Here is an 18554-nt window from a genome sequence, read left to right on the forward strand (position 1 = left end):
CCCCCGAGGGCTTGCCGCACAGCACTGGCCAGCGACGGCAGGACGCCGCCGCGAGCCGGTCCCCCGTTACTGTCACGACCTGGACGTCGACCACACGATCAGGCCAAATCAGAGACCGCATCGCCACAAGGCGTTACGTCCTCACGAACGCATCACGGGCCTCGCAACCCCCTCCATGGAGGCCGACCGATGCGCTACCCTCAACCAACCAAAGTTGGCGCGAGTCCAACTTTGTGTGGATCGGGCACTGAGAGTCAAGCACAGATCACGGCAGGGTTCCACACAAACTTGCGTTCGGACCAACTTTAGTTGGAGTCGGGGGGCGCCACGATGCGACAGAACGAGAAGCCACCCAGTGGCCCGAGCCCCACGCTGATCAGCGAGCGGCTGCAGGAGCTGTACGTCAAGCACCGCCCGAACCACGTCTATACCGACGCCGAGGTGGCCGACGCGCTCAAAGCCAAGGGGCTCCGCATCTCGGCGGAAAACATCCGCAAGCTCCGAATCGGAACGCACGACAACCCGACAGCCTCCACGCTGACGGCCCTGGCCGAGTTCTTCGGCGTCGGCGCGGGCTACTTCCTTGACCCCGCGCCGGTCAGCGCGAAGGTCCAGGTGATGACGCGCTCCATCGAGCAACTATCCGACGGAGCAAGGGAAGGCATCGACGCCATCATCCAAAGCACACTGCGGATGGAGCAAGCCGCGCGGGAGTCCGCCCAACTCGCCACCGAACAAGCCCGGCGAGACGCGCACTGATCTCGCTGTCCGCAACGCGGCGCGACCCGGGCCGGCCGACTCGCCCGCAGCCATAATCTGACCCCGGCGATCCCACGCCCTCGCCTGGTATCGCGACGACACGCCTCGCGCCTGCGGCGACTTCGGCTGCCCGTCTGCAGTTGCCAGCCTGCCCGAATCACGAGCCGAACCAACCAATGGTGGCCGCATGTCCACGTACACCAAAGCCGCAGGTCACCGTCGCCACCGACACTCCGAAACGCATGACGAGCAGGTGCATGCCTAGCCAGAGCTGAGGTTCATCGCTAGCGTCACGAGGCTCCGATGCCAGACGGCGTCAAGAGCTACCGGCGAATGCGATGGCCGGAAGGGGCGTACTGCATGGTAGATCGATGGGCCGTAGAGCGTGCAGTTCGAGACGCTGACTGTTGTCTTAGCCCTTCCGGGCGCCACCTTGTCCTGACACTCTTGACCTGGACCGATACCGCAACCGCGGTGATCCCTCCGCAATTCTCGCCGAGCTTGACGGACTTGGAACGTGCCACAGGTTTGGCCCGTTCCACGATCGGTGTCTGGCTAAACCGACTTGAGAAGTTGGGCTGGGTCATCCGATTCAGGCCGAAGGTGGAAGACGCTCGCCGGAGAAAGGCGCGGACCGCCTATCGCCTTCGAGTTCCCACGGGCTCAGCGGTTGGTACGGCCACAGAACCACGGCTAGTCCGGCAGCCGGACGGATCTAGTACGGCTGCCGGACTGGATCCAAACAACAAACATCGTCCCACCGCGCGCCGCGCATCGAGCACCCGCCCAAGTCACTCCTACACCCCAGGAGCCAATGGTTACTGCTCTTATCCCGATTGCGGCAAGTCCGCGCCGCTTCATTGACCAGATGAACCGGTCGTTCAGAACTCGACCAAGGCAGAAGCTAATGACAGGCCGCCCAGTTGAAGGTAAGTCCCTTGTTGCACTTTCATACCGCCGAAAGATCCCGCGGTGGGGTCCGGTCCCGCAAGACCGGACCCCACCAGACGACTAGGCTAGAGGGTGCCGTTCATTGGTAAGCCCCGCCAGGGCAGCGGCGATTTCCTGCAACGTTGCTTTCACGTAGGTGGCTGTAGTGCCAGCGTCGCCGCCACCCTCTGAATGGCCGGCGTAGGCTCTCGCGATAGCGTAGCCAAAGTTCCTTTCCACCCATGTCAAAGTAGTGTGACGTAACCAGTGGATGCTGATCTGTTGCGCGTAGACCCACGGCAGGTGCTCGCCGATGCGTACCCACAGATGGTCGTATCGCCGGTACGTGATGGGCTCACCGTTCTGATAGCGCAGCAGCTGCCCTGTCTCCGTCGCACCCCGCTCCTCAGCATGCCGCTGCAGGTATCTCATCAGCGTGGGAGAAACGGGTTGCCAACGTACCGAGTCCCCCTTCTCTCGAAGCAGAATCAAACATTGTTCAGGGTCAAGGTCAACCGGACGGAGCGCCAGAGCTCCACCGCGCCGACACGCCGTTTCGGTGTGCAGCCGCAAGAGCAAGGTGTCAAGGGCCGGATCGTTACCCGTGCTGGCTGCGACCTCGTTTATCTCGGCCAGCCGCGTGTCCGCCACCGCCCGGCGCGTGCTTGGCAGACGCCGCGGCTTCGCCACCTTTAGAGCAGGGTTGTCAGACTCTGCGATGAAACCATCAGCTATCGCCCTCTTGTAGAGACATCGCAAGGCGGCAATCAGATGTTCCGCCGCACTTCGGCCCCCGCGGGCATTCCGCCGAGCCACAACGTGCGTCTTGACGTACTCCGCCAACTTCTCAATCTCCGACGGCGTGGGCTCGTCCAGCCTGCGTTGTCCCCAGTGTTCCACCACACGGTTCCAGTAGGAGCCATAGGCACGTTTCGTACCTTCCGAGACCGCAGCCGCCACCACGGGAACGTATTCGGCGAAGGTCGGCGACGAAGACCGAGCCACGGCGGCTTCCAGAAGGTCGGCAGGCGAGATGCCCATCCGAGCAAGAAGGAGCCGAGCCGCTGCCACCTCAGCTTGGCTCGCCGATGCGTCACTCATGCTCGCCCCCGAAGACCGCATCGTGAGCCTGCCCGATCATCTCGTCGAGCTTTGCCGGCGGATGAACCACCAGGCGGTTGCTGGCTGATTCAGCCACGATGAGTACGCGGTCACCGGCGGCGAGGCCGCACCATTGACGGACCACTGCCGGCAGTCGGACGTGGCCTTCCTTCGTTACCTTGAAGACGCCTTGCTTGTCAGCAGATACGACGATCAGGCCTCGACGCTCCCGGATGCTCAGTCGCAATCCGGGGGTCCACTGGAGTTCCTTCATCGCGCACCGGTCGGCGATCCGACCACGCGAGTCGAGCGTCGCCACACCATAGACAGCTGCGCTGCTTCGGGTGGCGGCAAGTCTCGGAAGTGGTAGCGGAGGACGCCTCATGGCCGTCGCGGGGGAGCCAGTAGCGACGCGCAGGCCAGGTGCCAGACCGGGCAGAGCAACGGCGGGAATCACTGACGAGCCACCGCGCGTCATCGCGGAGCTCGCCCGGCGCTGGTCACTGAGAGTAGCGCCAGACGCGGTGTCGGATGGGTTTCGGCGGTGGTCAAGCATCCTTGACCACCGCTACGTCTACGTCGCACATATGAGACGTACTTGTGTCCGAGGGGGGACTTGAACCCCCACGCCCTATACGGGCACTAGCACCTCAAGCTAGCGCGTCTGCCATTCCGCCACCCGGACCTACACGTTCAGCCTACCTTGCCGACCAGATGATCTTGCCACCCGATGGTCGGTACGGCGGGCCGCACGGGGAGTTACTGTACACGCCGCCCGTGGATCATGCACATCGCCTTCCGACGCCTTTCTCCCGGCGCTCCCGTCGCTGCTCACAGGGCCGCGGACCCGCCGTCGACCCGCCGCCCAGGGCGTGTCTGGGTAGCGTCCGGTGGCCCTCTGCCGGCAGCATTGCCACGTGTCCCATCCCTCCCCCCTGGCAGCCGCCCAGCACCGGGCCCTCGCCGTGCGCGCCACAGGTGACCTCAAGGCCGCCCGGCAGTTGCTCGCGGAGGCCGTCGGATCCGCTCCCCCGCCGTACGGCGTGGATCATCCTGAGATGCTGCACACCGCTCACCTGCTGGCGCGACTGCACCGCGAGGCGGACGATCTACTCGCCTCGCGCCGCGTGCTGGAGGAGGCGTTCGCGGCGGGCGAGCGGCGTTGGGAGCATTCCAACCCGGTGATGCTCGCGCTCGCCTTCGAACTGGCCGAGGTCGCGGAGGAACTGGGCAACCGGCACGAGGCCCGTCGCAACTACACCCGCGTCGCCACCGCCGGGCCGGCCACCCTCGGGGAGCACCACCCGTCGGTACGCGCCGCCCGCGCCTACCTCGGCCCATCCGCGCCGACGCCGACCGAGCAGGATGGGCCGGTCTCCGATCCGGCCCCGGTCGACGCGGCGGCGGAGTCCGGCGTCCGGTCGGCACTGTCCGGCCCGACCCTGTCCATGGCGACCCTGGCCGCGATGCGGCCCTCCGCCGATGGCCTGGCGCCCGCCAACTCGCCCTGGCCTCCGCCGACCGCACCCCAGGCAACCCCTCCGGGGGTACACGGCCCCGCCGCACCCCAGTCACCCGGCAACGCCGCCGCACCCGGGGTGGCGCCCCGCCAACGCGCCGACGAGCAACCACCCGGGTCCGCCCGGCCGGCGGTCAGCCAGCCATCCCAGCCAGTGTCGGAGGGCCAGCCGAGCGCCCAGGGCCAAACACCCCGGCAACGGACTGAGAGCCAGCCACCACCGTCTGGTCAGCGGCCCCCACCGCCACCGACGGCCGGGCCGACCGCCCCGCCCCGTCAGCGGACGGGCGAGCAGTCGACCCACCCGGCGGTCGACGTGCCGCACCCGTCGTCGACCCCACCCGCCCCGGCGCCGGCCGTCCCGGCGCCAACGTCGGGGCCGCCGGCACCTCCGTGGGACAACCCCACGATCCAGGTACGACAGATCGAACCGCTCCTCGCCGAGGAGGCTGCCCGAGCCGCAGCTGGACCCGCCGGGGCGACCGGACCGGTCGTCGCGTCCGCCGTCGACGTGACAACGTCGGGCCGACCGTCCCCGGCGGCCGGGCAACCAGGGCCGGCGCATCCGGTCAGCGGACCACCAGGCGCTGCACCACCGGCCACGACGCCGCCCGGCCACCCCCACCCGGTCTCCGGGCCACCGGCACACCCGTCCCCGACGTCCGCACCACCAGCCCACCCCTACCCGGTCTCCGCACCGCCCAGGCACACCCAGCCCGTCTCCGCACCACCCGGGCAGACCTACCCGGTCTCCGCACCGCCCAGGCACACCCAGCCCGTCTCCGCACCACCCGGGCAGACCTACCCGGTCTCCGCACCGCCCAGGCACACCCAGCCCGTCTCCGCACCACCCGGGCAGACCTACCCGGTCTCCGCACCACCCGGGTACACCCAGCCCGTCTCCGCGAGGTTCGATCAGACCGAGGTGATCCCGGCCGTCCAGCCGGACAGCGATCCGACCAGGGGTGACGCCATGTCGGCCCCGTCCGTCGCCTTCCAGCCAGCGCCGACCGCCGCATGGTCGGGTGCCGTCGTGCCGTCCGCCGAGCCAACGCCGGCGGCCTGGTCGACGGACGCAGGCGTCGAGGCGGCGGGGTCGCGGCCGACCGCGCCGCGAGCGGCACCGCCGAACCACCACGACCAGTACCCAACGCACGACCAGTACCCGCCGCAGGGCCAGTACCCGACGCACGACCAGTACCCGAGGCAGGACCAGTACCCCAGGCAGGACCAGTACCCGCCGCAGGGCCAGTACGCGACGCACGATCGGTACCCCACGCACGACCCGTACCCACGCCGGGAGCACCAGCCGGCGCAGGTGCCGTACCCGGGTCAGCAGTACCACCCGGTGCACGACGGGCACCGGCCCTCGTACGCGGGTGAAGGCGGGTCGGCGGGGCGCAACCGGGCGACGCTGATCGGGGCGGCGGTGGCGGCCGGGGTGGCCGTCGTGGCGGTGGCCGGCCTGGGTGTGGTGGTGTTGACCCGCGACGATCCGCCGCCCGCGGGGACCTCGCCGACCGCTGCGGCGCAGGCGTCGGTCGGGCCACCCCCCGGCGATCTGCAGCTCCGCGACGACGCGACCACCATCACGCTGACCTGGACGGACCCGTCCGGCGGTGCGGTGCCGTTCATGGTCGCCGCCGGTCGGGCCGGGCAGCCCCTGGGGGTGATGGCCACCGTGGACCCGGGTGCGACGAGCTACACGGTCAACGGGTTGAACTCGCGGCTGGATCACTGTTTCACGGTGTTGGCGGTCTACTCCACCGACAGCTTCGCGACCTCCGGACAGGTCTGTACGACGCGGGAGCGCACCACCCCGTCGAGCGGCAGACCGTCGGCCCGACCGTCGCCGAGCTGAGGCGTGCCGAGCTGAGGTGCGGGCTGACCCGGGCTGAGCTGGGCGTCCACTGCGCACACGCTCGGTATCCACAGGGGTGACGGTGCGGGTTCCCCCGTCACCAGCAGCGCCATATGATGGCACCCGGCTCAGGGGAGGGGTGGCCGCGATGCGCGTCACCTGCCATGACTTACGGGAGGCAGCCGGCTGTGGCCAGCATCGAGGACGCCGTACAGACCAACGCCCCCCGCTCCCGGCTGCGCGGCGGGCTGGTGACCGTCGGCACGGTGGCCGCGCTGCTGGCGGCCATGGGTCTGACCGTCCTCGGGCTCGGCGCGGCCGACAACGCGGTGGCCAACTACGACGCGAGTTCGTGGCTGTGGAGCGCGGCGCGCAGCGAGCTGGCCCGGGTCAACGGGGTCACCGCCAAGGTGGACACCCGCACCGAGATCCCCAACGCCGTCCGGCACCCGATGCAGATCACCCAGACCGACCGGCTGCTGGTCCTGCGTGACCTGCACACCGGGCAGGTCAGCTCACTGGACCTGGCCACGCTGCAGCTCACCGCGACCACCCGGACCACCCCTGGCCTCGGTGTGAGTGTCGCTCTGCACGAAGATTCGGCGTTCGTCGTCGACGCCGTGCAGGGCATCGTGCGGCAGCTCGACCCGCGGTCGCTGACCCCGGTCGGCGAGCCGGTGCACTATCCCCCGGGCATCACCGGCGGGACGTTCGACGGCGAGGGCCGGCTCTGGATCGCGGTGCCGAGCCAGGGCACCGTCTCGGCGATCACCGCCGCCACGTTGCCGTCCACGCCAGCCTCGGCCGCGCCCGCCGGCCCTGGGCTCAGCCCGAAGCAGGTCGAGTCCTACGACGTCGCCGAGGCGAGCCACGAGCTTGTGGTGTCCACCCTGGACGAGGGGGTGGCGGTGCTCGACCGCACGGCCGGGAAGCTGGTGCGGGTGCAGCAGGGCAAGGTTCACCCGACGCCGTTGACGCTGTCCGGTGCGGCGGCGATGCCCACGCGCACCAGCGGGCAGCGGGTTCCGGTCACCGTGCCCGCCGAACGGCGGGTGTTGGTGGTGGGTGACGGTGGGGAGGAGCAGGCGTTCACGGTGCCGGGCGAGGGCGACCGGCTCAGTCCGGCGGTGGCCTGGGCGGACCGGTTCTACTGCGCCGACGAGGCCACCGGCACGATCTACGCCTTCGACGCGGGTGGTCAGCTGGTCGAGACCATCAAGGGGCGGGCGAACGGGCCGCTGGAGCTTGAGGTGCGGGAGAATCGCCTGTTCATCAACTCTCCCGACGCGGCGACCGCCCGGGTGGTGGACGACAAGCACCAGGTGCGCGATGTCGACAAGTACGCCAACGACGTGCTCGGCGGCGACCCGCCACCGGTTGCCCCGCCGCCGCCCCCGCCGCCGCCGAAGAAGCCCCGCGTGAACAAGCCGAGCGCGCCGCGCAGTGTCACCGCCGCCGCCGGCAACGCGCAGGCGCGGGTGAGCTGGCGGCCGGCCGCCGCGAACGGCGCCGAGATCATCAAGTACGTGGTGGAGGGTGGCGGCCAGCGCCTGGAGGTGGGTGCCAACCAACGCGCGGTGGAGGTCACGGGTCTGACCAACGGCGAGACGTACCGCTTCGCGGTGCACGCTGTCAACGCCAAGGGCGACGGTCCGCCGCGCACCAGCAACCCGGTGATCCCGACGGCCGCGGTGCCCGACCCGCCGGCGAGCGCGACCGCCCAGGAGCGACCGGACGGCACGGTGCTGGTGACGTGGCCGGCGGCGAACGGCCAGGGCAACACCATCGCGCGGTACGCGGTGACGGCCAGTTCGGCGGGGACGAACGCGCCGGTCGGTGAGTCGACGAAGACCGAGCTGGTGGTGCCCGCCGGTGAGTTGGAGTTCGGCACCCAGTACGCGTTCACGGTTGTGGCGGTCAACGACAAGGGCGCCGGTTCGGCGGCGTCGCCGGTCAGCAACACGGTGGTGCCCTTCACGACGCCCGGTGCGCCGCTCGACCTGCGGGCCGCCACGGTCGCCGACCAGCCGGGCGCGGTCACCGTGCAGTGGGCGCCCGCCGAGGCCAACGGCCGGCCGGTGTCGAAATACCTGGTGGACGTCGGTGGACGGGCCAGCGAGGTGAACGACACCCGCACGACAGTCACCGGGCTGGGCAACGGCCAGAACGTGGTGGTGAAGGTGAAGGCGGTCAACGAGGCCGGTCCCGGCCCGGAGGCCACCGCCACCGCGCGTACGGTCGCCGAGCCACGGGTCACGGTGACCGGCTCGTCGTCGACGGCCACCGCGGCGACCGTGACGTTCACGGTGGACGCGGGCGGCGGTCAGGCCACCTGCGCGGTGAGCACGCCGGGTGAGCCGACGAAGGCCGGGGCGTGCTCCAGCATCACGATGACCGGACTGACGCCGGGCACGGCGTACGCGTTCACGGTGACGGCCACCAACGCCGCCGGTAAGGGCACGGCCACGAAGGGCGAGACCACCCAACCGCTGTACGGGATCGCGACCTGCCGCAATGGCGCTTCCGGGCCGGAGGCGAGCTACTGCACCCGGGAGGTTGCCGGCGCGCGCAACGGCAACGAGATCTTCAAGGTTACCGAGCAGGACAATGACCGGCAGGCAGGATGGGTGGCCAACGGGACCCGGCTGAAGGCGTTCTGCAAGAAGTCGGGCGAAGAGGTCTACGCGTACATCTACAACAACGACAAGCGCAGCACCTGGTGGGTGCAGGTCGAGTACGAGGGGAAGAACTACATTCCCTGGGCCTGGCTCAACCTGGAGGGCGGCGACAACATCAACGTCCTGCCCACCTGCTGAACCACCAGGCAAGGAGCACCGCCGACCGTGAACACCCACGAGCCGCTCACCCAGCCGGAGGTGCAGGGTTTCGCCGCCCTGGCCGCCCGGCTGGCCGAGAACGTCAACGCGGTGGTGCTCGGCAAACCGCAGGTGGTTCGGCTGGCGCTGACCGCGCTCTTCGCGCAGGGTCACGTGCTCCTGGAGGACGTGCCGGGCGTCGGTAAGACGACCCTGGCGCGGGCCATCGCCGCCACGGTGAAGGGGCAGTGGCGGCGCATCCAGTTCACGCCCGACCTGCTCCCGTCGGACGTGTCCGGGGTGACCATCTTCAACCAGGCGAGCCGGGACTTCGAGTTTCATCCGGGGCCGGTCTTCGCCAACATCGTCATCGCCGACGAGATCAACCGGGCGTCGCCGAAGACCCAGTCGGCGCTGCTGGAGGTGATGGAGGAACGCACCGTCACCGTGGACGGGGTCCGGCACCCGGTGCCGTCGCCGTTCCTGGTGGTGGCAACGCAGAACCCGGTGGAGATGGACGGCACCTACCGGCTCCCCGAGGCGCAGCTGGACCGTTTCCTGGTGAAGCTGTCCGTCGGCTACCCGGACGAGGCGGTCGAGGTGGAGGTGCTGCGCGGCGCGACCGTGCGCTCCCCCGAGGCGCTCGCCCCGGTCACCGACACGGCCACCGTCGGGGAGATGGTCCGGATGGCCCGTCGGGTGCACATCGCCGAGCCGCTCTACGCGTACGCGGTCCGGTTGGCCGCCGCGACCCGCACCCACCCGCAGGTGCGGGTCGGGGTCAGTCCCCGGGGCGTGATCGCGTTGACCCGCGCGGCGTGCTCGTACGCGCTCATCGACGGGCGAGGTTGGATCATGCCGGAGGATCTGAAGGCGCTCGTCGAGTCGGTGTTCGCGCATCGGCTGCTGCTGACGCCGGACGCCCAGGTGCGCGGGCTGACCGCCGCCGAGGTGCTGCGTCAGGCCGTCGCCTCGGTGCCGGTGCCACTGCCGTCGGGGCAGCCCGCTCCGGTGCAGGGCTGACCGGCACCAGCGCGATGGGGATCACCGCCCGTGGGATCGGGCTGCTCGTCGCCGCCGTGGTGCTGCTGGCTGTGGGTTTCCGGTTCGCGTACCCCGAGTTGACGTTGCTGGGCGCGGCGGCCGGCGCGGCCGTCGGCTACGCCGCGCTGGTCGCGGCCTGGCGGCCCCGGCTGACGGTGACCCGCCACGCCGATCCGGACCGGGTGGCCCGCGGCGAGCCGGCGAGCATGATGTTGACCGTGCGCAACGCGGGCCGGCTGCGGTCGGCGAACCTGCTGGCCGAGGACCGGTGCGGGGAACGCAGCGTGCCGGTGCCGGTGTTGCGCCTGCGGCCCGGTCGGGACACCGAGGTCCGCTACGACGTACCGACCCATCGGCGTGGGGTGGTGCCGGTGGGGCCGCTGCGGGTGACCCGACGCGATCCGCTGGGGTTGGTGGCGTTGGCCCGCCCGTACGGCGGGGCGGTGCCGGTCTGGGTCTACCCCCGGGTGCATCCGCTGACGGCGGTGCCGCGCGGTGCGGGGCGCAGCCTCGACGGCCGGGTGGACGGGGTGCCGCACGGGTCGATCACGTTCGACTCGTTGCGGGAGTACGTGGTGGGCGACGAGTTGCGTCGGGTGCACTGGCGGACCAGCGCCCGGGTGGGTGAGCTGATGGTGCGGGAGAACGTGGACACCAGCCTGCCGCACCTGATCGTGCTGCTGGACAATCGCGCCGTCGCGCACCCTCAGCGGGTGGGTGGGGTGGCGGAGTCGTTCGAGGCGGCGTGCGAGGCGGCGGCGTCGATCGTCACCGCCGCACACCGTGCCGACCTGCCGGTGGTGTTGTTGTTCGCCGGCGCGGAGCCGGCCGCGCCGGGTGGGACGCCGGACGTCGGCGCGGCGCTCGGTCCGCTGGACCGGCTCGCTGCCGCCGCGCTCTCGGATGCCGACGAGGCGGTCCGCGCGGCTGCCACCCGGCTGCGCCAGGACCGGCTCGGTGACACGTTGATCTTCCTGACCGGGCCGGGTGGGCGGGACGACCTGGGGCACGTCGGCGCGCTGCGGGGCGCGTACCCGTCGGTGGTGGTCGGGGTGTTCGGCGCGGCCGAGCCGACGCCGCCGGGCGCGGCCGGCCTGGTGGTGGTCGACGCTGCGGACGGCGCGCAGTTCGCCGCCGAGTGGGACGGGGTACGCCGGTGGTGACGCGTGCCGGACGAGTGCTGCGGGCGGCGGTCGTCCCGCTGGTGCTGATCGGGTTGATCGCGCTGGCCGGGGTGGTGCTGGGCCGGGTGTACGCGGGAAACCTGCTGATCGGGCTGGTCGTCGGTGCGGCGGCCGGTTCGGTGCTGGTCAGCGTGGCCGCCCGACGGCTGCCGTCCTGGTTGGTGGCGCCGGTGTCGGTGGCCGCGATGGCCGGCTGGACACTGTGGTCGCTGCGGCTGGCCGCCGATCGGGCCGAGCTTCCAGGTGGTCTGCTGGAGATCACCGCTGACGCCGCGCGCAACGGTATTCCGCGGCTGCTGACCGCGATGATCCCGGTGGAGCCCACTCCGGACACGGTGCTGGTGCCCGTGGTGGCGGCCTGGCTGGCCGGGCTGGCCGGTGCGGAGGTCGCCTTGCGCACCGGCCGGGTGCTGCTGGGCTACCTGCCGGCGGCGGGGCTCTACGCCGCCGCCCTCTACGTGGTGGGTCCGAATGCCGCCCCGGCGGTCGGAGTGACGGTGGCGTTCGTCGCGGTCGCGGCGGCTGGTCTGGCGGCCCCCACCGGTACCGCGTCGGCCGCCGCCGACCCCACTGCCGAGCTGGCTCCCCGGGTACGCGCGGCGGTGCGGCTGCGGCTTGCCACCAGCGCGGCACTCGGGGTGGCGCTGGTGGTCGGGCTGGTCGCGCTGCTCGCACCGGTCGTCGCCGACCAGGTCGACGGGCGGCCGGTGGACCCCCGCCGGTACGTGGAGCCGCCGCAGGTGCAGACGCTCGACGAGAACCCGTTGATTCGGATCTCCGGCTGGGCGCTGCGCCCGGAGCAGAAGCTCCTCGACGTGAGCACGGAGCGGACCGGTGTCGCACCTCCCGCGTCCGGTGGCGCCCCACCGGGGGACGAGCCGGCCGGCGACGCCGGTCGCGGTGTGCGGATGCGGTTGGCGGTGCTCAGCGACTACGACGGGGTGACCTGGCGGGTCGGTGCGACGTACCGCAACGCGGGGCGGATCCTGCCGGCCCCCGCCCCGTCCCGGGACAGCACGGTGGAGACCGTCCGCCAGCAGATCACCGTGGCGGAGCTGAGCGGTCGGCTGCTGCCCGCTGTGGCGACGCCCCGGGAGGTCAGCGGCGCACGGGTGGCGTACGACCCGGCGAGCGGGACGCTGATCCGGCCGGAGGGGTTGACGCCGGGGCTGCGGTACGCGGTGACCTCCGCCGAGGAACAGCCGGACTCGAACCTGTTGGCCACTGCGAACGTGCCCGCCGGCGAGGAGGTGGCCCGGGTGCTGCGGGTGGCCGACGGGGTGCCCGACCCGATGCGCCGGCTGGCCACGCAGCTCGCCGAGGACAACGGCGCCCCGTTCGCGCGGGCTCTGGCGATCGAGCAGTTCCTGGCCGAGCACTACCGGGTGGTGGCGGACGCGCCGAGCGGGCACGCGTACCCGAATCTGGGTTTCTTTCTCTTCGGGCCCCGCGCCGGCGGTGGGCAGGAGGGCACCTCGGAGCAGTTCGCGGCGGCGTTCGCGGTGCTCGGCCGGTTGTCCGGGCTGCCGACCCGGGTGGTGGTGGGTTTCCGGGCCGGCGGGCAGGGGCCGGTGCTTGCCGGTGACGCGTTCGCCTGGCCGGAGGTGCTGTTCGACGGGCTGGGTTGGGTGCCGTTCGATCCGCTGCCCCGCCCGAACGAGCAGCCGAGGCCGGTGGAGGAGGATTTCCGCCCGACACCGGAGGATCCGCCACCGTCGGAGGCGCCGGCGCCCACCGTGGAGCCCACCGCGTCACCGGAGCCGGTCGCCGCTGGTGACGGTCCGCCCGGCCGGGGCGGCGTGTCCACTCCGCTGCTGGTCGCCGGCGGCAGCGGCGGTCTGCTGCTGCTGGTCGGGGCGCTGCTGCTCACCCTGCTGGCGATGCGCCGTTCACTCACCCGCGCCCGGCTGGTCCGGGGTGACCCCGGTCAGCGCATCGCCGGCGCCTGGCGGGAGGTCACCGACGCGCTCCGGCTGGCCGGCCGCCCGGTCGGCGACGACCTGGCCGCCACCGAGGTGGCCGGACACGCCCGCCGGGCCCTCGCCGCCGCCCGAGCGGAGACGACCGCCGACAGCACGACCCCCGACGGTACGACCGACGGCCCGGCCGTCGACGATCTGGCTGCCCTGCTCAACCAGGTGGGCTTCGCCCCGGGCGCCGCGACACCCGACCAGGCCGCCCGCGCCGCCGAGGTGGCGATGGCCTATGTGCACAGCCTGCGCTCCGCGCGTCCCTGGTGGCGGCGCCTCCTCTGGTCGGTGCACCCCACTCCCCTGCGCCGCGCCCGCCGGTCCCCGCGGTGATGACGAGCTTCGCGTCGACCGCGGCCCGCTCCGGACGCGAACCTCTTGATCACCGGCGCATCTCCGGTGGCCGAAACACGGTGGCGGTCTGGTGCCGCAGCGATGACCATCAGAGGGTGGATCAGCACACGAGCGACATCGTCGACTACTACACGGTGCGCTACCGCGAGGACCAACGTCTGTCCGCCCGGCCGCAGGCCCGACTGGAGTGGATCCGCACGAGCGAGCTGCTGCGGGCTCTCCTGCCCGGCCCGGGCGCCCGGGTGCTGGACATCGGTGGGGGCACCGGCGAGTACGCGCGGATGCTTGTGGACGCCGGCTACGAGGTCCGCCTGGTCGACCTGGTGCCGAGTCACGTGGCGCAGGCCCGCGCCGGACAGCCTCCGGTCGAGGCGGAGGTCGGCGACGCTCGTGCGCTGCCCGATGCCGACGGGAGGTACGACGCCGCGCTGCTCCTGGGTCCCCTCTACCACCTGGTGCGCCGCGTCGATCGGATCCAGGCTCTGCGGGAGGCCGTGCGGGTCACGCGTCCCGGCGGTCACGTCGTGGCCGCTGTCATCTCACGCTTCGCCGGCCCGCTGGACTTCGCCGCCACCGGGCGACTGGACGGGAGGCTGCTCGACGAGGCCGGGGCGCTGCTCACCAACGGCGTCAACGACGCACGGATCGGTTTCACCCATGCCTACTTCCATCGGGTCGAGGAACTGACCGACGAGTGTTTCGCCGCCGGGCTGACCGACGTCGTCGTACACGGGGTGGAAGGCCCGGCCTGGACCGCGGCGGAGGCGGCGGCACACGGGCCGACACCGGACGCGGTCTTCGCCGCGGCGTTGGACCTCGCCCGGCTCTACAGCAGCGAACCGGCGCTGATCGGTTCGAGTGCCCATCTCCTGGCCGCCGGACGCGTCCCGCTGCCCTAACGGGTCAGGCGGCGGACGAGTTTGCGCATGCCGGCCTGCCAACCGTCCGGGTCCTCGGCGCGGCGACGGGCGTAGTCGGCGACCTCCGGGTGCGGCAGGATCAGGAAGCGTTCCTCGGCCAGCCCGGCGACGGCCGCGTCGGCGACCTGGTCCGGGGTGAGCACCGCACCGGACGCGGCTACCACCCGCGCGCCGAGATGCCCCTCGGCGAGCCCTTCGGTGAGCATCGGGGTGTCCACCCCCTGCGGGCAGAGCGCGCTGACCCGGATGCCCCGGTCCCGGTAGGTGATGGCGAGCCACTCCGCGAACCCCACCGAGGCGTGCTTCGTCGCGGTGTACGCGGCGTCGCCCACCGCGGTCAGCACGCCCGCCGCCGAGCAGGTGTGCAGCAGGTGCCCGCCACCCCGGGCGAGCATGCCGGGCAGCACCGCGCGGGACGAGTAGACGTGAGCGAGCACGTTGACCCGCCACGCCCGGTCCCAGCCGGCGTCGTCGACCTCCACTCCCCCGCCGGTGGTCACTCCCGCGTTGGCGCAGAACAGGTCGATCCGGCCGTAGCGCTCCTCGGTGTCGGCGACCAGGTCGCGTACCTGCTCCTCATCGGTGACGTCGAGGGCGATGGCGTGCGCGACCGGGCCGATCCCCTCGGCCACCGCGTCCGCCGCTTCGGGGTCCAGGTCGGCGACCACCACGGCGGCGGCACCCTCCGCGGCGAAGCGGCGGGACAGCGCCGCCCCGATGCCGCCGGCCCCGCCGGTGACCACCACGATCCGGTCGGTGAGGTTCACGCGGACGCTCCTACGGGGTCGGCGCCCAACTGGGCGATGAGGCTGAGCAACGCGGCCGCGCCGCCGGCGGTGACCTCCGGGGTGGGCAGCAGCGCCATGATCGGCACGTCGACACCGGCGTCGGCGTAGCGGCGCACCTCGGCGCGGCACCGCTGCGGTGCGCCGTGCAGCACCAACGCGTCGACCACGTCGTCGGGCACCGCCGCGCTGGCGCCGCGTCGGTCACCGGCGGCCCAGGCCGCCCACATGGGCGCGAGCGTCTCGTCCCGGCCGAGCCAGCGGTGGAACTCGGCGTACGCGGGAACCGTGAGGTAGCTGGTGATGAGCCGGCGGCCCAGTGCTCGGGCGTACGCGGCGTCCTCGGTGGGGCAGACGAAGATCCGGGCGGCGACCTCGAAGCCGGTACGCCGTTCGCCCAGCTCGGCGAGGGCACGTGGCACGTCGTCGGCGCTGAGCCAGTTGAGGATGACACCGTCGGCCTCGGCAACGGCCAGCCGGAGCATCCCCGGGCGCAGCGCGGCCAGCAGGATCGGTGGCGGCACCGCCGGTGGTTGTTCCAGCGTGAACCGGCGGATGGTGAACGTGTCGTAGGCCTGGTCGACGGTTTGGCCGCCCAGCGCGGCGCGCAGGAAGCGCAGCATGTCGCGGGTGCGGCGGAACGGCTCGTCGAACGGCATGGCGTTCCAGTCCCGGACGAGCACGGGTGAGGACGCGCCGATGCCGAGGGTGAACCGGCCCGGCGCGGCCTCGGCCATCGCCGCCGCGCTCATCGCCAACAGGCCGGGACCCCGGGTGAAGACCGGCGCGATCGCGGTGCCCAGCCGCAGCCCCGGTTCCCAGGCCGCGGCGAGCGCCAACGGGGTGAACGCGTCGGTCCCGGCGACCTCGGACGACCAGACGTCGGTGAACCCCGCCCGCTCGAGGGCCGCGTAGGCCGCGTCGTGGTGCGCCAGCGCGATCCCGCCCAACGGCACCGTCATGCCCCATCGATTCGTCACCGATCGATCGTGCCCGTTGACGGGGGTACGGGCAAGATCCCCGGGTTGGGCAGAATCGCCGGTTTCCGGCCGAGCGTACCGGCGCGGATGCTACGACTTCGAAGTGAACCGGACCAACGGCGCAGGCCGCTGACCATGGATTCCAGGGCAGCGGGGCACCTGGAGCCGGCCAAGCGCGACCCGGGCCGGGCGACCTTCCTGGAGCTTTTCTTCGACCTGGTGTTCGTCTTCGCGCTCACCCGGATCTCCGCGCGCGCGTTCGAGGACCTGACCGACGGGCCGGCTCGGGAGCATGGCTGGGCGGCGGTCACCGGGAGCGGCAAGACGTTGCTGCTGCTGCTCGCACTCTGGTCGGTCTGGCAGGGCACCGCGTGGACGACCAGCCGCTACGACCCGTACCGGGTGCCGCTGCAGACCGTGGTGATCACCGCGTTGGTGTGCAGCATGGTGCTCGGGGTGGCGATCCCCCGGGCGTTCAGCGACACCGCGCTGATGTTCGCGGTGGCGTACGTGGTCGCGCAGGTGACCCGACCGGTGATCCTGTCGCTCGCGCTGGGCGCCCACCCGTACCGCCGGCTGAAGGTACGCATGGCTGTGGTGTTCTCCGTCAGCGGGGTGTTCTGGATAACCGGGGCGCTGCTGAGCACCAACGCGCAGGTCACGCTCTGGACGGCGGCGCTGGCCATCGAGTACCTGGCTGCCCGGTGCGGCTGGCCGGTGCCGTGGCTGGGTCGCTCGACGGTCTCCAAGTGGGAGATCGCCGGGGAACACCTGGCGGAGCGCTACCAGCAGTTCTTCCTCGTCGCGCTGGGCGAGACGATTCTGGTGGCGGGTTTCGCGTACAGCGAGGGACCGTACGAGTCGGGGCACGTGTGGGCGTTCGCGCTCGCGTTGGCCACGTCGATCATGCTGTGGCGGATCTACGTCCAGCGGGCCGGGCGGATCCTGGGCGAGGCGGTGGTGAAGGCCCGGCACCCCGCCTCCATCGGCCGGTCGGCCGCCGACACCCACCTGGTGATGGTGGTCGGTCTCGCGGCCACCGCGATCGGTTACGAGCTGATCATCCATAATCCGCTGGAACAGATCCCGGGGGCGTGGCTGGCCATGGCGCTCGGTGGGCCGGCCCTGTTCCTGGCCGGGCGGGCCCGTCTGGAGTACGAGGTGTTCGCGCGGGTGTCGCCGTCCCGGTGGATCGCCCTGCTGGTGTTGGCGGCGTCGGCGGTGCCACTGCTGTTCCTGCCCGGTGTGGCCGCCAGCGCGGTCGGGGTGTTCGTGTTGGCCGCCGTCGCGGTCGTCGACGCCCGCCGGGCGCGCGGTGCCCCACCGGAGGCCGCCACGCCGCCCTTCTGAGCCGGCACGGTACGACGACGTCCGGCGCTAGTCTCGGCGGGTGACCTTCTCGCTCGTCGCCCGCTCCGCCGACGGTCGCCGGCACGGCGTCGTCGTCGCCAGCAAGTTCCTCGCCGCCGGGGCGCTGGTGCCGGCCGCCGCCGCCGAGGTCGGCGCGCTGGCCACCCAGGCGCACGTCAACCTCGCCTACCGTCCGCAGGGCCTCACCCTGCTGCGCACCGGGGTGGCCCCGGCCGACGTGGTGGCCGGGCTGATCGCCGCGGACCCCGAGCGGGAGCACCGCCAACTCGGCGTGGTGGGCGTCGACGGAACGGGTGCCACCTGGACCGGGCCGGCCTGCCACCCGTGGGCGGGCGGACGGGCCGGCGACGGCTGGGCCGCGCAGGGCAACGTACTCACCGGCCCGGAGGTCGTCGACGCGCTGGCCGACACCTGGCTGGCCGGGTCGGCGCTGCCGTTCGCCGAGCGGTTGGTCGCCGCGTTGCGGGCCGGCGACGAGGCCGGCGGCGACCGGCGGGGTCGGCAGAGCGCCGGACTGCTGGTGGTCGAGCGCGGCGGCGGGTACGGCGGCACCAGCGACGTGCTCGTCGACCTCCGGGTGGACGATCACCCGGACCCGGTCGCCGAGCTGGGCCGGCTGCTCGCCGTGCACACCATGCTGTTCAGCCGGCCCGACCCGACCACCCTGCTGGACCTGAGCGGCGCGGTCGCCGACGAGGTGGCGGCGTTGCTCGCCGCGCTGGGCCATCCGGTGGCCGACGGTGGCACGGAAGCGGCGTTGGTCTCCTGGGCGGGGCTGGAGAACCTCGAGGAGCGGCTGGTGCCGGGCCGGATCGACCCGGTGGTGCTGACGCACCTGCGCGGCGTCGCCCCGCACGTCCCCGCACCCCGCGCCGCGAGCTGACCTCGACCGTCCAGCACCGTCCGAAGCCGGCGCGCGGGGCAGCCAGCAGCGTCCGAAGCCGGCGCGCGGGGCAGCCA

13 protein-coding genes and 1 tRNA gene are annotated in these 18554 nt (G+C 72.0%); 9 read left to right on the forward strand and 5 right to left on the reverse strand.

The window, feature by feature from the left end; genetic code table 11:
- Positions 1-330 precede the first annotated feature (330 nt).
- Positions 331-759: a hypothetical protein gene (locus tag AB0A90_RS17555; protein WP_357248397.1), complete on the forward strand. Its 429-nt coding sequence runs from the start codon at positions 331-333 to the stop codon at positions 757-759.
- A gap of 1011 nt (positions 760-1770) precedes the next feature.
- Here the strand turns inward: AB0A90_RS17555 and AB0A90_RS17560 are convergent.
- From AB0A90_RS17560 to AB0A90_RS17570, 3 genes are all read right to left on the reverse strand, one after another.
- The gene (locus AB0A90_RS17560; protein ID WP_357248400.1) at positions 1771-2790 is read right to left on the reverse strand and encodes a tyrosine-type recombinase/integrase; all 1020 of its coding nucleotides are present in this window, start codon (positions 2788-2790) and stop codon (positions 1771-1773) included.
- Positions 2783-3109 (reverse strand): AbrB/MazE/SpoVT family DNA-binding domain-containing protein, encoded by a 327-nt coding sequence (locus AB0A90_RS17565; protein WP_357248402.1) that lies wholly within the window; start codon positions 3107-3109, stop codon positions 2783-2785. Before AB0A90_RS17565 ends, AB0A90_RS17560 begins: the two co-directional genes overlap by 8 nt.
- 282 nt (positions 3110-3391) lie before the next feature.
- Positions 3392-3475 (reverse strand) — tRNA-Leu (locus tag AB0A90_RS17570).
- Between the two features lie 232 nt (positions 3476-3707).
- Here AB0A90_RS17570 and AB0A90_RS17575 point away from each other — a divergent pair.
- From AB0A90_RS17575 to AB0A90_RS17600, 6 genes are all read left to right on the forward strand, one after another.
- A complete protein-coding gene (locus AB0A90_RS17575; protein ID WP_357248405.1) occupies positions 3708-6170 on the forward strand; it encodes a hypothetical protein in 2463 nt (820 codons plus the stop codon).
- Between the two features lie 188 nt (positions 6171-6358).
- Positions 6359-8986: a fibronectin type III domain-containing protein gene (locus AB0A90_RS17580; RefSeq protein WP_357248408.1), complete on the forward strand. Its 2628-nt coding sequence runs from the start codon at positions 6359-6361 to the stop codon at positions 8984-8986.
- Positions 8987-9013: 27 nt separating this feature from the next.
- Complete coding sequence (locus tag AB0A90_RS17585; protein WP_357248411.1) at positions 9014-10009, forward strand: MoxR family ATPase; 996 nt, start codon at positions 9014-9016, stop codon at positions 10007-10009.
- A gap of 14 nt (positions 10010-10023) precedes the next feature.
- On the forward strand, positions 10024-11193 hold the full coding sequence (locus AB0A90_RS17590; protein ID WP_357248414.1) for a DUF58 domain-containing protein: 1170 nt from the start codon (positions 10024-10026) through the stop codon (positions 11191-11193).
- Complete coding sequence (locus AB0A90_RS17595) at positions 11187-13517, forward strand: transglutaminaseTgpA domain-containing protein (protein ID WP_357248417.1); 2331 nt, start codon at positions 11187-11189, stop codon at positions 13515-13517. Before AB0A90_RS17590 ends, AB0A90_RS17595 begins: the two co-directional genes overlap by 7 nt.
- A 116-nt stretch (positions 13518-13633) precedes the next feature.
- On the forward strand, positions 13634-14437 hold the full coding sequence (locus AB0A90_RS17600; protein WP_357248420.1) for a class I SAM-dependent methyltransferase: 804 nt from the start codon (positions 13634-13636) through the stop codon (positions 14435-14437).
- Here AB0A90_RS17600 and AB0A90_RS17605 read toward each other — a convergent pair.
- Positions 14434-15225 (reverse strand): SDR family oxidoreductase, encoded by a 792-nt coding sequence (locus AB0A90_RS17605; RefSeq protein WP_357248423.1) that lies wholly within the window; start codon positions 15223-15225, stop codon positions 14434-14436. The two genes, AB0A90_RS17600 and AB0A90_RS17605, sit on opposite strands and share 4 nt — an antisense overlap.
- A complete protein-coding gene (locus AB0A90_RS17610; protein ID WP_357248779.1) occupies positions 15222-16205 on the reverse strand; it encodes an LLM class F420-dependent oxidoreductase in 984 nt (327 codons plus the stop codon). Before AB0A90_RS17610 ends, AB0A90_RS17605 begins: the two co-directional genes overlap by 4 nt.
- 153 nt (positions 16206-16358) lie before the next feature.
- Here AB0A90_RS17610 and AB0A90_RS17615 point away from each other — a divergent pair, with 153 nt between their 5' ends.
- Both AB0A90_RS17615 and AB0A90_RS17620 read left to right on the forward strand, forming a co-directional pair.
- Positions 16359-17573: a low temperature requirement protein A gene (locus tag AB0A90_RS17615; RefSeq protein ID WP_357248426.1), complete on the forward strand. Its 1215-nt coding sequence runs from the start codon at positions 16359-16361 to the stop codon at positions 17571-17573.
- 40 nt (positions 17574-17613) lie between these two features.
- On the forward strand, positions 17614-18477 hold the full coding sequence (locus AB0A90_RS17620) for a DUF1028 domain-containing protein (protein ID WP_357248428.1): 864 nt from the start codon (positions 17614-17616) through the stop codon (positions 18475-18477).
- Positions 18478-18554 lie beyond the last annotated feature (77 nt).

The organism is Micromonospora sp. NPDC049204, assembly GCF_040647935.1.
Classification (GTDB): Bacteria; Actinomycetota; Actinomycetes; order Mycobacteriales; family Micromonosporaceae; genus Micromonospora.